Annotated in this window: 12 protein-coding genes; 7 read left to right on the top strand and 5 right to left on the bottom strand. The window is 69.3% G+C overall.

All coding sequences use genetic code 11. The features are described from left to right. Positions 1–132: 132 nt before the first annotated feature. Genes AC14A7_RS12055 through AC14A7_RS12045 form a run of 3 tightly spaced genes read left to right on the top strand, consistent with a single transcriptional unit; the run spans position 133 to position 5,336 of the window. A complete protein-coding gene (locus AC14A7_RS12055; RefSeq protein ID WP_484009369.1) occupies positions 133–702 on the top strand; it encodes a TetR/AcrR family transcriptional regulator in 570 nt (189 codons plus the stop codon). Positions 703–711: 9 nt separating this feature from the next. Next, positions 712–3,609, top strand: a complete 2,898-nt coding sequence (locus AC14A7_RS12050; protein WP_484009367.1) for an MMPL family transporter — start codon at positions 712–714, stop codon at positions 3,607–3,609. Next, positions 3,609–5,336 (top strand): YhgE/Pip family protein, encoded by a 1,728-nt coding sequence (locus tag AC14A7_RS12045; RefSeq protein WP_484009366.1) that lies wholly within the window; start codon positions 3,609–3,611, stop codon positions 5,334–5,336. Before AC14A7_RS12050 ends, AC14A7_RS12045 begins: the two co-directional genes overlap by 1 nt. Here the strand turns inward: AC14A7_RS12045 and AC14A7_RS12040 are convergent. Next, a complete protein-coding gene (locus AC14A7_RS12040; RefSeq protein WP_484009364.1) occupies positions 5,333–6,283 on the bottom strand; it encodes a LysR family transcriptional regulator in 951 nt (316 codons plus the stop codon). The two genes, AC14A7_RS12045 and AC14A7_RS12040, sit on opposite strands and share 4 nt — an antisense overlap. Before the next feature lie 76 nt (positions 6,284–6,359). Here AC14A7_RS12040 and AC14A7_RS12035 point away from each other — a divergent pair, with 76 nt between their 5' ends. Further along, on the top strand, positions 6,360–7,406 hold the full coding sequence (locus tag AC14A7_RS12035; RefSeq protein WP_484009362.1) for an aminotransferase class V-fold PLP-dependent enzyme: 1,047 nt from the start codon (positions 6,360–6,362) through the stop codon (positions 7,404–7,406). A gap of 247 nt (positions 7,407–7,653) precedes the next feature. On the opposite strand, the gene AC14A7_RS12030 is transcribed toward AC14A7_RS12035, so the two are convergent. Beyond that, complete coding sequence (locus AC14A7_RS12030; RefSeq protein WP_484009361.1) at positions 7,654–8,622, bottom strand: magnesium transporter CorA family protein; 969 nt, start codon at positions 8,620–8,622, stop codon at positions 7,654–7,656. Between the two features lie 33 nt (positions 8,623–8,655). Then, entirely contained in the window at positions 8,656–9,870 is a 1,215-nt protein-coding gene (locus AC14A7_RS12025) for a hypothetical protein (RefSeq protein ID WP_484009359.1), read from the bottom strand. A gap of 361 nt (positions 9,871–10,231) precedes the next feature. On the opposite strand from AC14A7_RS12025, the gene AC14A7_RS12020 reads away from it, so the two are divergent. Beyond that, positions 10,232–11,689 (top strand): alpha,alpha-trehalose-phosphate synthase (UDP-forming), encoded by a 1,458-nt coding sequence (locus AC14A7_RS12020; RefSeq protein ID WP_484009357.1) that lies wholly within the window; start codon positions 10,232–10,234, stop codon positions 11,687–11,689. Further along, positions 11,682–12,497: a trehalose-phosphatase gene (otsB, locus tag AC14A7_RS12015; RefSeq protein ID WP_484009355.1), complete on the top strand. Its 816-nt coding sequence runs from the start codon at positions 11,682–11,684 to the stop codon at positions 12,495–12,497. The genes AC14A7_RS12020 and otsB overlap by 8 nt, the downstream gene beginning before the upstream one ends. Before the next feature lie 9 nt (positions 12,498–12,506). On the opposite strand, the gene AC14A7_RS12010 is transcribed toward otsB, so the two are convergent. Together AC14A7_RS12010 and AC14A7_RS12005 are read right to left on the bottom strand one after the other, a co-directional pair. Continuing rightward, on the bottom strand, positions 12,507–13,283 hold the full coding sequence (locus AC14A7_RS12010) for an alpha/beta fold hydrolase (protein WP_484009353.1): 777 nt from the start codon (positions 13,281–13,283) through the stop codon (positions 12,507–12,509). Continuing rightward, positions 13,280–13,840 (bottom strand): TetR/AcrR family transcriptional regulator, encoded by a 561-nt coding sequence (locus AC14A7_RS12005; RefSeq protein WP_484009351.1) that lies wholly within the window; start codon positions 13,838–13,840, stop codon positions 13,280–13,282. The genes AC14A7_RS12010 and AC14A7_RS12005 overlap by 4 nt, the downstream gene beginning before the upstream one ends. 95 nt (positions 13,841–13,935) lie before the next feature. Here AC14A7_RS12005 and AC14A7_RS12000 point away from each other — a divergent pair. Next, the coding region (locus tag AC14A7_RS12000) for a dihydroxy-acid dehydratase domain-containing protein (RefSeq protein ID WP_484009349.1) at positions 13,936–14,558 on the top strand (623 nt) is incomplete at its 3' end.

Raw genomic sequence — 14,558 nt, 5'->3', positions numbered from 1 at the left:
TGCCGCGTGAACCTGAATTTCGTGTCGCCGAGGCGGCGCGAGGTGACGCGCAGGTAACAAGTACCTGAGCGGAGGCTGGCAAACTGACCAATCGGTCAGCTCCTGACCGTTCGGTCAGCTACGGTCGAATCCATGTCAAGTCACGAGGAGCTGCGCACCATCGCGCTCGCGGAGTTCGCCCGCGCGGGCTACGGCGCAACGTCGCTGCAGCGCATCGCCGAGGTGGCCGGGCTCAGCAAGTCGAGCGTGCTCTACCACTTCGCCTCGAAGGAGGCGCTGCTCGAGGCCGCCATCGCGCCAGCCCTCGAGCGCTTCGAGGGCATGGTCGCCAAGCTCGAGGCCAACAACGCCTCGCACGACGACCGCGAGGCCTTCATCGACGACTTCGTCGACCTGCTGCTCGAGCACACCCTCGAGGTGCACATGTTCATCAACCAGGGCCCATCGCTCGAAGATGTTCCCGTGTTCGACCGCGCCAACGCGCTCGCTGTTCGTGTCGGCACCTACTTCGCCTCCACCACGCACAGCGCACTGGAGCGCATGCGCTTCGGCATCGCCCTCGGCGGTGCCGCCTACATGATGGCCAGCCAGCAGCAGTACCAGCTGCAGCCGGCCGAAACGCGCGACGAGACCAGGGCTGCTCTCATCACCATCGTGACAGAGCTTCTCGCCCCCGTTCCCGTTCGTCCGATCACCGCCTAGGAGCACCCCATGGCCACTCTTCTCTACCGCCTCGGCCGGTTCTCGTTCCGCCGCGCCTGGCTCGTCATCGGCATCTGGATCGCCCTCATCGGCGCCGTGCTCGGCGGAGGCATCGCTCTCGGCGGCCAGAGCGCCGACTCGTTCGTCATTCCCGGCACCGAGTCGCAGGAGGCCCTCGACCGCCTCTCGGCCGTGTTCCCGCAGGTCGCTGGCGCGAGCGTGCAGGTCGTCTCCGAGGCGCCCGACGGCGCATCGGTCAACGACGAGGATGTGCGCGCGGCCATCGAGGAGCAAGCGGCCGCCATCGAGAAGATCGACGGCGTCGAGGCGGTGGTCACCCCCTACGACGAGTACGCGGGCTACGCGATCTCGAAGGACGAGTCGGTGGCATTGACGAAGGTGCAGTTCGCCGGGGTCTCCAGCGACGTCGCCCAGGAGTCAATCGACCAGCTGCTCGCCACAGCGGCAATCGGCGAGGATGCGGGACTCACCGTCGCGTTCGGCGGCCAGGTGCTGCAGGACTCGAGCCCGACCCTCACCGTGACCGAGGGCATCGGCGTGCTCTTCGCCGGCATCGTGCTCGTCATCACCTTCGGATCCCTGCTGGCCGCCGGCATGCCCCTCATCAGCGCCATCCTCGGTGTCGGCATCGCGGCCGGCGGCATCCTCGGCATCTCCGCGTTCATCGAGGTCTCGAGCTCTGCTCCGCTGCTCGCCGTCATGATCGGCCTCGCGGTCGGCATCGACTACTCGCTCTTCATCATCTCTCGCCACCGACAGCAGCTCGCCGAGGGGCAGGATCCGGAGGACTCTGCCGCGATGGCCGTCGGCACCGCGGGCTCCGCCGTCGTCTTCGCCGGTGTCACCGTCATCATCGCCCTGCTCGGCCTTCTCGTGGTGCAGATCCCGTTCCTCAGCGTCATGGGTATCGGGGCGGCCGTCGCCGTGCTCATCGCCATCGGCGTCGCAACGACTCTCGTGCCGGCCATGCTCGGGCTCGCCGGGTCGAGGCTCATGCCGAAGGGCCGTGCCCTCAAGCGCGCCATCGACCACTCCAAGCCCGCGCTCGGCCGCCGCTGGGTGAAGCTGGTGCTCAAGGCGCCGATCGTCGCGGTGATCGCCGTTGTCGGCATCCTCGGTGCACTGGCGATTCCGGCGCTGAGTCTCGAGCTCGCCCTTCCCGACGGTGGTTCGCAGCCAGAGGGCTCGACCACGCGCGAGGCATTCGACATCACGAGCGAGGCGTTCGGCCCCGGCTTCAACGGACCGCTCGTCATCGCCGTCGACATCACCCAGTCGACGACCTTCATGGACGACCTCGAGTCGATCGGCAACGAGCTCGGCGCCCTCGACGACGTCGACTACGTCAGCCAGGGCCTGCCGAACCCGGAGCTCGACACGGCGATCCTCCAGGTGATCCCCTCGAGCGCCCCCGACTCGACGCAGACCAAGGAGCTGGTGCAGGCGATCCGTGACCTCGCACCGTCGATCGAGAGGCAGTACGACACCGAGATCTTCGTTACCGGGTCGACCGCCGTCGGCATCGACATCTCGCAGCGCCTGTCGGACGCCCTCGTTCCCTTCGGACTCGTCGTCGTCGGCCTGTCGATCATCCTGCTCATGATGGTGTTCCGCTCCGTGCTCGTGCCGATCAAGGCCGCCATCGGGTTCCTGCTCTCGGTCGTTGCGAGCTTCGGTGTCATCGTCGCCGTGTTCCAGTGGGGCTGGTTCGCCGACCTGCTCAACGTCGAGACCACCGGGCCGATCCTCAGCTTCATGCCGATCATCCTCATGGCCGTGCTCTTCGGGCTCGCCATGGACTACGAGGTCTTCCTTGTCTCGGGCATGCGCGAGGAGTTCGTGCGCACCGGCGACGCGCGGTACGCCGTCGAGCACGGCTTCGCCAATGGCGCACGTGTCGTCACGGCGGCCGCGCTCATCATGTTCTTCGTGTTCTTCGCCTTCGTTCCAGAGGGAATGGGAACCATCAAGGCCATCGCCCTCGGACTCGCCGTCGGCGTCGCCTTCGACGCATTCCTCGTGCGCATGACCCTCGTGCCCGCCCTCATGGCGCTGTTCGGGCGAGCCGCCTGGTGGATGCCGAAGTGGCTCGGCCGCCTCCTTCCCAACGTCGACATCGAGGGGGAGCAGCTGCGCGAGCACATCGACGCCCTCGCGTGGGCGCAGTCGCGACGCGGCGAGTCGATCTCGGCCGAATACCTCGTGGCCGGATCGCGCGAGCGCTCCGTCGGACCCGTCACCATTGCCATCCCCACCGGCGCGATCGCGGTGGCGAGCGGCGACCCCGTCGACCGCCGCCTGCTCGCGGCGACGCTCGCCGGACGACTCGCGCCGCTCGCGGGTCGCGCCCAGGTGGCCGGGCACCCGCTGCCATCGGAGTCGGCCGCGGCCGCATCCCTCGTGGCCCTCGCCGACGTGGGGGCAAGCCCCCGCGGCGCGGTCAGCGCGACCGTCGGAGAGCTGCTGCGCGAGCGCCTCGAGCTGACCCAGCCGTGGTACCGCATGCTGAACACCCGCGGCCGAAGCCGCGTCTGGCTCGAACGGGTCAACTCCGTGCTCGCACAGGTCGGGTCGAGCACCGTGGTCCGCGCCTCGAGCAGCCTCGTCGAGCTTCCCCAGCTCGAGCGGTCGGTGGCCCTCGCGATGATCGCCATCGCAGAGAGGACGCCGGTCGTCATGCTCGACCAGCTCGACTCCTTCGCGTCGACCGACGACGAGGCGGCCTTCCTCAGTGCCGTGCACCGACTCGCCCCAGCCACCACCACCATCGTCGTCGGCAGCCCGATCCCGGCTCGCGCCATCGAGCCGGCCGACACCGGCGGGCGTCCCCTCCTCGTCATCGACCTCTACTCCCTCGCGCCGATCTCGGCCTCGAAAGGCAACTGATGTCCATCACCTCTGACCCTGCATCCCGTCGCCGGCGGCTCATCCGCTGGGCCGGGCTCGGCGCCGTCGTGCTCGTGCCCCTCGCGTTCGCAGGCCTCTTCGTCGGGGCTCTCTCGCAGTCCGACACGGCGCTCGACCGCATCCCGGCCGCCGTCGTCAACGAGGACACCCTCGTCAACCGCACGCTGCCCGACGGCACAGAGCAGCCCGTTTTCGCCGGACGGCAGCTCGTGACTGAGCTCACCGGGGCGACCGACGGGTTCGACTGGGTCATCACCAACGCGGATGACGCGGAGGCCGCCCTCGCCGCCGGTGAGGTCTACGCGATCCTCACGGTTCCGTCGAACTTCTCTAGCTCCATCCTGTCGATCTCGACCGACTCGCCAGAGCAGGCCGACGTCTCGATCCGCACCGACGACGCGCACTCCTACCTGACCGGATCGGTCGCCCAGGTTGTCGGCCAGACCATGGTGTCGACCTTCGGCAACGAGATCACCGCGCAGTACATCGGCGGGCTCACGGCTGGGCTCGGCGACGTCGGCGTCTCCCTGCAGACCGCGGCGGATGGCGCGAGCCAGCTCGGAGACGGAGCCTCCTCGCTGAGCAGCGGCCTCGGCTCCTACACCGGCGGAGTCTCGTCGCTCTCGAACGGCCTCGGCCGTCTCAGCTCTGGAGCCTCCGGGCTGACCCAGCTCTCGAGTGGGATCTCGAGCTACACGAGCGGGGTCAGCTCGCTGTCGGGCGGCCTCAGCCAGCTGAACGCCGGCCTGCAGCAGAACCCCGCTGTCTCCCCCCAGGAGAAGGCGGCGCTGCAGCAGATCGTCGACGGCCTCGCGGGCGCCAGCAGCGGGGGGGCGGCGCTGAGCGCACAGGCCTCGTCGGCGATCTCGGGGGTTCAGGGCGGCATCCGGTCGAGCGCCTCCGGCGCATCGCAGCTCGCTGCCTCCGGCCCTGCCCTGGTCGACGGAGCCTCGCAGCTGGCGAGCGGAGCCGACGAGCTCGCCTCCGGCCTCTCGGACGGCGCGGCGCAGGTGCCCACGTACGACGCAGAGACGTCGGCGGCGTCCGCAGAGATCGCGTCTGATCCGGTCGCCCTGTCGGTCTCAACCGACAACGAGGTGTCGGAGGTCGGCCAGGCCATCGCGACCTTCTTCGTTCCCCTTGGCCTGTGGGTTGGCGCGCTCGCCGTCTTCCTCGTGCTGCGCCCGGTAACTCGGCGGGCCCTCGCCTCCACGGCGAACAACGGGCGGCTGGTGTGGTCTGCGCTCCTTCGCGCCGGTGCCGTGACGGCAGCCCAGGCGGCTCTGCTGGTGGCGCTGCTGCACCTCTCCCTCGGGGTGAGCTGGGCCTACCTTCCCGCGACCGCCGGCTTTGCATTGCTGACGGCCTTCGCGTTCACCGCCTTCCACTACCTCCTCACCGTCGGTCTCGGGCGCGCTGGCCTCGTGGTCTCGCTCTTCGTGCTCGCCGTGCAGGTGACATCGACGGGCGGTATCTACCCGATCCAGCTACTCTCGAGTCCGTTCCAGGCGGTCAGCCCGTTCCTGCCGCTGACCTACGGCGTGAGCGGGATGCAGGGCATCATCGCCGGTGGATCGCCGGCAACCGTGATCGGCGCCGCGGTCGCACTGGCCGGGTTCGGAATCCTCAGTGTTGTGCTGTCGCTGCTGGCCATCCGCCGCACCCGACGGGCCGGGGCGCTGGGACTGCTGCCGCAGGCCGCCTAGCCACGGCGGTTCGCGCGCTCGAGGCCCCAGTCGGCGCCGTCGAGCGACGCGACCGCCGCGAGGGCGACGGCGATGCTCGGCACCCGCGATGCACCCGACTGCGTGACGACCTGGATGCTGCGCTCGCTGAGCGGGCTCGTCGCGCGCACCGCGGTCGCTGCCGGAATCGGCGCGGTGGCGAGTGCGAGCCGGGGCAGGAGCGCGACACCGAGCCCGGCGGCGACGAGCGTGAGCACGGCGGGCGCATTGTCGGTCTCCAGCTCGATCAGCGGGTCGACCCCGACCGCCTCGCACGCGGCGAGAAGGTGCCCGCGGCACAGCGCGCAGCCGGCGATCCAGCGCTCGTCGGCGAGCTCGCGGAGCGAGACGGTGTCGCGCGCGGCGAGCGGATGGGCGGCGGGAAGGGCAAGCACGACGGGCTCCGTGAACAGCGCGGTGGTCTCGAGCGAGCCCTCTCCCTCCCGGTGCGGGTCGGCGCGGTCGCCGGGGTAGGCGAAGGTGATGGCGAGGTCGACCAGACCGTCGCGCAGCATCCCGAGTGCCTCCGGCGGCTCTGCCTCGATGTAGCTCGCGCGCAGGCCGGCGTGGCTGTCGCGGAGGCTGCGCAGCAGCCGCGGCACGATGGTCGACGATGCGGTGGGAAAGGCCGCGATGCGAACCGTGCCAGTGCGGAGGCCGACGAGCTCTGCGAGCTCGCCTTCGGCGGCATCCATCGCCGAGGTGATCGTCAGTGCGTGGCGGGCGAGCACGAGCCCTGGCTCCGTGAGCCGGATGCCGCGTCCAACCCGGGTCACGAGCGCGGTGCCGAGCCGTACCTCTGCCCGCCGCAGGTGCTGGCTGATGGCCGGCTGGCTGTAGCCGAGGGCACGAGCCGCCGCGCTGATCGAGCCGTGCTCGGCGATCGCGCGCACGATGCGCACGGAGTGCAGGTCGAGGTCTGGCTCCATGACCATAACGCTACGTTATGAGATGCATCCAATACATGCCCTTGTGGCATGGATCGCGGATCGCGAGGCTGGATGCGTGACCTCCCCAGCGCTCTCCTCAGCAATCGCCCAGTTCGGTGACCCGCGGGGATACCTCGCCGTCGCCTCCATCGGGCTGCCGCCGCGGGAGGCGGTCGAGGCCCTCACCGCCGATCTGGCCGCGTGGGCTGCGGCCAATCGCGACCCCCAGGGCTACGACCCGGTCGTCGCCCGCACCCGCGCCTCCTACGCCTCGCTCGTCGGAGTGCCGGAGTCGAGTGTCGCCATCGGCTCGCAGACGTCGGTGCTCACCTCGCTCATTGCCGCTGCCGCGCCCGTCGGGGCAGAGATCGTGCTGCCCGACGGCGACTTCTCCTCGATCATGTTCCCGTTCATCGCCCGCGGCGACCTCGATGTGCGAGTCGTTCCGCTGGCCGGACTCGCGGATGCCGTGACAGACACCACCTGGCTCGTCGCCTTCTCCCTCGTGCAGTCGGCGACCGGCACCGTCGCGGACGCCGACTCCGTCGTCGCCGCTGCCGCGCGCCACGGAGCGATGACGTTCTGCGATGTCACCCAGGCCGCCGGAGTGCTGCCCGTCGACGCGAGCATCTTCGACGTGACCGTGTGCCACACCTACAAGTGGCTCTGCTCGCCGCGCGGAGTGGCATTCATGACGCTCAGCGACCGCATGTCGTCGCAGCTGCGCCCGCTGCAGTCGGGCTGGTACGCCGGGCAGGATGTGTGGACGAGCACCTACGGCCCCCGAATGGAGCTCGCCACCGACGCGCGCCGCTTCGACGTCTCTCCTGCGTGGCAGGCGTGGATCGGGGCAGAGCCGGCGATCGCCCTGTTCGCCGGCCTCGACATCCACGAGGTCTGGGCGCGCGCGAGCGGCCTCGGCGACGCGCTGTGCGACGGCCTCGGCATCGCCCAGCAGCACCAGGCGATCGTGACGTGGCCAGACGAGTCTGGGCACGACCTGCAGAAGCTGGGGGCGGCGGGGATCCGTGCCTCGGGGCGGGCCGGTCGGCTGCGCGCGAGCTTCCACCTGTGGAACGACGAGAGCGATGTCGAGCAGGTGCTGCGCGCCCTGCGTGCCTGAGGCCCGGCGCTGGTGGGAGCCCGTGCTGTCGTGGGTGATTGACGAGCCTGTCGGAGACCGGATTCGCCGCGAGCACGATTCGCCGCGACACGCTCGGCGCAAACAGGACCCGTGAACAGGACGCGCGGTGCGGTGCGTGCTCCTGTCGGACGGTCCTGCCGGGCTGTCCTGTTGTGGCCGAGGATGACCGACGGAACATCCCCCGACCAGAGGCGGCGGCGTCGCGCGATGGAGGGTGGAAGCCCGCCTAGAGCCAGTCGCGCTTCTTGAACGAGAGGTAGAGCGCGCCGCCGACCAGCACGATCGCCGCGGTCGAGGCCCAGACGCCCCACGCGGTCTGAAAGCCGGGGAAGAGGAGGTTCTGGCCGAAGAACCCCGTGATCGCCGTCGGCACCGCGATGATCGCCGCCCAGCTGGTCACCTTCTTCATGATGAGGTTCATGCGGTTGCCCTGGATGCTGATGTTGGTCTCGAGGATCGTCGTCACCAGGTCGCGCAGCGACTCCGTCCACTCCGTCGCACGCAGCACGTGGTCGTAGACGTCTTGGAAGTACGGCGCGATCTTCGGGTTGATCATGTCGAGGTCGCGGCGCATGAGGCTGTTGACCACCTCGCGCATCGGCAGCACCACGCGGCGAAGCAGCACGAGGCTCTTGCGCAGCTCGAACGACCGGCGCTGCACCTCGCGCTCGCGGGGCCGTTCGTCGAACAGCACATCCTCCAGCAGCTCGATCTGCCCGTCGAGCTGCTGCACCGTGTCGAAGTGGCCGTCGACGATGTGGTCGAGCAGGCCCCAGAGCAGGAAGCCGACGCCGTACTTGGCCAGCTCCTTCTCGTTCTCCCATAGCGCGACGACGCTCTCCATGCTGAAGTCGTGATCGTGCACGGTGACGAGGGCGTTCTTGGTGATGAACGCCTTGATCTCGTGGGTGAACAGCTCTCCGGTCTTCGGGTCGAGGCTGACGGCGTAGGCGGCGAGGAACAGGTGCGACTCGTAGCGGTCGAGCTTGGGGCGCTGGTAGCCGTGCACCGCGTCCTCGACGGCCAGGTGGTGCAGTCCGAGCTCATCGCCGATCGACGCAAGGTCTGCCTCGGTCGGCGAGACGAAGTCGGCCCAGACCGTGCAGCCCTTCTCGAGGATGTGGTCGGAGATGTCGGCGACCGGGAAGCCCTCGACGGCGAGCGCGCCATTCCTGTAGAGCCGGGTCGTCGCCATGGCGCAATGGTAGCCGTCGGCCCGGCTCTGCGATCACTCCTCCGTCGGTGGTGCGTCGCCCCCGGCCAGCTCTGCCTCGCGACGGCGGAGGAGGATGATGCCTCCGGCAGCAAGCAGGGAGATGGCGAGGAAGATCGCCGCCATCGCCTCGGCGCCCGCGTGGGCGAGCGAGTCGAGCCCCGCGGTGACGCCTGCGCCGATGCCGGATCCGACGCTGGAGCCGAGGTCGAACGCCCCGCCGACCATGCCGCCGCCGGAGCCCCCGCCAGCGCCACCACCAGCTGCGCCACTGCCACTGCCGCTGCCGTTGTCGCCACCGGTAGTCGGGGGAGTGCCGCCGGCATCCGACTCGTCGGGGCAGTCGCCGGGGAGCACCCGATGGGTCGAGGTGGTCGTGGTCGAGACCGGCTCGGCCTGAATCCAGGCGGTGCGGGTGGCATTGAGCACCCAGTCGATGGTGGTGCGTGTCGTGGTGATGGTCATCAGTGCGTCAGCGCAACTGACGTCGACAAATCGCGACGATGTCAGGAGGGGTGCGGGCTTCGGCCCGACCGGGGTCACCCGCGGTGGCACCGGCGGCGTGGTCGAGGGCGGGGGAGTCGTTGTTGGCGGAGTCGGCGGCTGGCAGCCGGGCGCTGCGGCGCCGAGAGCTCCGGCGAGGGTGCCGCTGAACGCTCTCGTCGTCGTGCCGTCGTCGAAGAGGTGCCCCTTCGCCGCCGTTGCTACGACTGAGTAGTTGCCGGGGCCCTGCGTGCGGGTAGGGGCCGACCAGGTCGCGTTGGTGACGGAGTCGAGCACGAGGGTGGCGGCCGCGCTGCACGAGGCTGGCGTGGTGTGCAGCGATGCCGCGGCATCCTTCGGGGTCGGCGGAGCGCACGGCGCGCTCGTGCCGTCGAACGTGCGGTCGTAGTTGTCGACGGCGTCGATGAGGACGCGCCAGGTGTGCGCCCTGGTCGAGTCGCCGAGCGAGAAGTCGCGAACGAACGACCCGCCGAAGCGCTCGGAGGCGACGCCGGCCCCGTCGATCGAGACGGTCACGGTGTTGGGCCGCGGATTGGACTCCGACCACGCGTAGTACTGCAGTGCGACCGAGAGCGTTGAGCAGCTTGCCGAGACGCTGGGGGTGTGCGCGCTCGCTGGGGCCGCGACGGCGGTGACGAGGGTCGCGCTGAGCACACCGGTGAGCAGGGCAGCAGCGATGGCACGTCGCGGGAAGCGGGCGGGGAGGGGGCGGGGAAGGGGGAGCATCGGGGGTCCTCGAGGGCAGGGTGAACGGATCGGTGGGGTCGCGAACGCGTCACGGCGCCACGGAGGCGCGACGAATAGCGGTGTGGCTGGCCGCACCGAATCGCGGGGGCAATCGCGGGGGAGCATCCGAGGTGCGAGGAGGGGGCAGCTCGCTACGGACGTTTACTTCGGGTCGTTGCGGCTGCTCGGCGCTCGGGGGCTCGTGGCGTAGAAGACCTCAACTTTCGAAACTGTATCCCCCGAACGAGGGGTGCGCAAGGGGGCAGCCGAATCTGTGGAGAACGGAGCGTCGGAGGACGCTCAGGCTCGGCTGCTAACGTGGAAAAACTGACGTGACCGGCCCCAACGACGGATTTCTTTCATGAGCACCTCCAGCAGCACTCCCCGGGGCGACTACGACTTCGTGGTGGTCTCCAACCGCCTGCCCGTCGATCACGTCGCCGACGCCGGCAACGGCCAGAGCTGGACACGGTCGCCAGGCGGCCTCGTCACCGCGCTCGAGCCCGTCATGCAGGCGAACGACGGCGCATGGATCGGGTGGGTAGGCCAGCCAGACCTCGAGTACGCCGAGTTCGACCACGAGGGCATGCACATCGTGCCGGTGCCCCTCAACGAGGCCGAGGTCGAGCTCTACTACGAGGGCTTCAGCAACGACACCCTCTGGCCGCTCTACCACGACGTCATCGCTGCTCCCAGCTACCACCGGGAGTGGTGGGAGAGCTACGTGCTCGTCAACCAGCGGTTCGCGGCGACCGCGGCGACCACCGCATCCGAGGGTGCCACCGTGTGGGTGCAGGACTACCAACTGCAGCTCGTGCCGAAGATGCTGCGCGACCTGCGTCCCGACCTGACCATCGGGTTCTTCAACCACATTCCTTTTCCGCCGTATGGCATCTACTCCCAGCTGCCGTGGCGCACCCAGATCATCGAGGGCCTCCTCGGGGCCGACGTCATCGGATTCCAGCGCGTCGCCGATGCGAGCAACTTCTCGAGGGCGGTGCGCCGCCTCAAGAAGTTCACGACCAACGGGGCGATCATCGATGTTCCGACCGATACCGTGCCCCGCCAGGTGATCGCCAAGGCCTTCCCGATCTCGATCGACTCGGCCAGCTTCGAGGAGATCGCCCGGCGCCCAGAGGTGCAGGCGCGGGCGAGAGAGATTCGCGAGGGGCTCGGCAACCCCAAGACGATCATGCTCGGCGTCGACCGGCTCGACTACACGAAGGGCATCGGCCACCGGCTCAAGGCGTTCGGCGAGCTGCTCGCCGAGGGGCGATTGAACGTCGAGGATGTCACCCTCGTGCAGGTCGCGAGCCCGAGCCGTGAGCGCGTGGCGGCCTACATGCAGCTGCGCGACGAGATCGAGCTCACCGTCGGACGCATCAACGGCGACTTCGGCACCATGAGCCACCAGGCCATCAGCTACCACCACCACGGCTACCCCCGCGAGGAGATGGTCGCCCTCTACCTCGCCGCCGACGTCATGCTCGTCACCGCCCTTCGGGACGGCATGAACCTCGTGGCCAAGGAGTACTGCGCCGCCCGGTTCGACGACGACGGGGTGCTCATCCTCAGCGAGTTCACCGGAGCGTGGGACGAGCTGAAGCGATCGCTCCACATCAACCCGCACGATATCGACGGGCTGAAGGAGGCGATCCTCGCGGCGGTCAGCATGCCGAAGCGCGAGCGCTCCGCTCGCATGCGCGCGCTGCGCAAGCGCGTGCTCGAGTACGACGTGGCGCGATGGTCGACCGCTTTCCTCGAGGTTCTGAGCGCACAGGCAGCGAAAGGCAGATCAGGTTCACCGACCCATGGTTGACGTCGACACACCCCCGAAGTTCTCCCGACTCCCCGAGCCCCTCGTCGGAGCCCTGCGCGAGCTCGCACGCACCCGCGACCTCCTCGTGGCACTCGACTTCGACGGCACCCTTGCCCCCGAGGTCGACGACCCGGCGCGCGCCCGAGCCCTCCCCGCCGCGAAGGACGCCGTGCTGCGGCTGCTGGCAATGCCGCGCACCCGCGTCGCCGTCGTGTCCGGCCGATCCATCGAGAGCCTCGAGGAGGTCGCCGGCCTGCCAGACAACACGCTGCTGATCGGCTCGCACGGCGTGGAGTTTCGCCTCGACGAGCCGCACGTCGAGCTCAACCTCGATACGACAGAGATCCGGCAGATCGACTACCTCGGCGAGGTTCTCACCGAGGTAGCAGAGAACCTCGACCAGGTCTGGATCGAGGAGAAGCCGGCTGGCTTCGCCCTGCACACCCGGCTCGCGACCGAGGCAGACAGCAGGCACGCCCACCTCGAGGCCCTCGAAGAGCTCGACCACGTCATCGACGCCTACATGGTGCGCACCGGCAAAGACGTTCTCGAGTTCTCTGTTCGCGGAACGACGAAGGGCGACGCGATCGAGCACCTGCGCTCGTACACGAAGTCGAGTGCCGTCTTCTTCGCCGGCGACGACGTGACCGACGAGGACGCGTTCTCCGCCCTCGGGCCCGACGACGTCGGAGTGAAGGCCGGCGACGGCACGACCCTCGCCAACTTCCGCGTGCGCGGCCCCGCCGAGATCGCACACACCCTCACGCTGCTCGCCGACCTCCGCGAGGGAGACGTGCACGAGCAGTAGCTCCGGGCGCTAGCGGCGGAGGAACCCGAGGATGGCATCCGCCGTCTCGCGCGGATACTGCGCGTGGGGATAGTGGCCGGCGCCCTCGATCATGACGACCTCTGCGGGGCCGCCTAGGTCATCCTTCATGGTCGTCGCCTCGGCGAGCGGGTCGCGGAAGTCGGGATCCTTCGATCCCATGATCACGAGGGCGGGCTGCGTGAGCCGCCCGCGATACTCGTCGGCGTCTTTCACTCCTGGCTCGCCGAAGTGGGGGAGCCCGGTGTTGCGCTTGGCCGACGCCTTCACGGCGGCGAGGTGCTCGCGGAAGTCCGCCGGCTTCACGCCCGGGTAGAGCGAGGAGTAGAACGCACCCCAGAAGGCGGGTACGCGCAGCACGAGCCCCTGCAGCGCCGCCATCACCGGGTTGAGGTGAGGTGTGTTCGCCCACGGCGCGATGATGACCACGCGCTCGATCGACGGGTTCTCTACCGCCGCGACGATCGCGGAGTCTGGCGTGAACGACTGGCCGATGACCGCGGCGACCGGGCCGCCGAGGTGCTCGACGACCGCGAGAAGGTCGCGGCCGAGAGAGGCCTGGCTGTAGGAATGCCACTCGCCGCCGGTGTCGCCGTGACCGCGCAGGTCGATGGTGGCGACGCGGTAGCCGGCGTCGACGAGCAGGGGAGTGAGGTGGCGGTAGGTCTGGCGCAGGTCGCCCATGCCGGGGAGGCAGGCGATGAGGGGGCCGTCGCCGGTGACGTCGTAGGCGAGGCGGCCGGCGGGGGTGTCGAGGTACTCGGTCATGTCGTGCTCCAGTTCGTGAGGGTTGCGTGCATCGCGTCGACGCAGGCGGCGAAGGTGGTGTCGAGCGAGACGGGGAGGCCGAAGCCACCGCCGGTCTCGAGGGAGACGAAGCCGTGCAGCACCGATCGCACGTAGCGGATGGCGTGCACGTCGAGCGCGGGGTAGCCCGCGAGAGCTGCCTCGATGAGGGCGACTGCTGCGGCGCCGAGCCGTTCATGCTCGACATCGCCCGCGGCCGGCGCCTTGGTCGAGGCGGCATACCGACCCGGATGCTGCACCGCGTACGCCCGATACGCTGCCGCGATCGCAGCGAGCGCGTCACGCCCGGCTCGACCTGCGGCGACGGCACTCATGCGTTCCGTCAGCTCTGCTACCGAGAGCAGCGCGACGCCGCGGCGTGCGGCCTCGAGCCCGCCGACGTGCTTGTACAGGGCGGGCAGCGAGACCCCGCTGCGCTCTGCAACGAGAGCGAGGGTGAGGCGCTCGAGCCCGACCTCGTCGGCGACGTCGGCCGCCGTCTCGATGACGGTGGTGGTGTTGAGTCCCTGGCGGGCCATCCGGTGCTCCCTTGGTTAATGGGCTTAACCAAAAAGATAACAGGCATAACCACGGTGCGCAAGCACCGGGGTGTGGCGAGCTTTACACTCGTACCATGTCGGAAACGCCCAGCCAGCCCTCTGAGAACAAGCCCGATATCAAGCCCCGCTCCCGCACCGTCACCGACGGCATCGAGGCGATGACGAGCCGCGGCATGCTCCGCGCGGTCGGCATGGGCGACGCAGACTGGGACAAGCCCCAGATCGGCATCGCGAGCTCGTGGAACGAGATCACCCCGTGCAACCTCAGCCTCGACCGCCTCGCGCAGGCGGCGAAGGAGGGCGTGCACGGCGGCGGCGGGTACCCGCTCGAGTTCGGCACCATCTCCGTCAGCGACGGCATCAGCATGGGCCACGAGGGCATGCACTTCTCGCTCGTGAGCCGTGAGGTCATCGCCGACTCCGTCGAGACCGTGATGATGGCGGAGCGCCTCGATGGCTCTGTGCTGCTCGCCGGCTGCGACAAGTCGATCCCCGGCATGCTCATGGCGGCCGCGCGACTCGACCTGTCATCCGTGTTCCTGTACGCCGGATCGATCGCGCCGGGCTGGGTCAAGCTCAGTGACGGTACGGAGAAGGACATCACGATCATCGACTCCTTCGAGGCCGTCGGTGCCGTGAAGGCCGGCAAGATGAGCGCGGAGGATGCCAAGCGCATCGAGTGCGCGTTCGCCCCCGG

Source organism: Conyzicola sp. (genome assembly GCF_057073975.1).
This window is presented reverse-complemented; position numbering and strand designations above follow the sequence as displayed.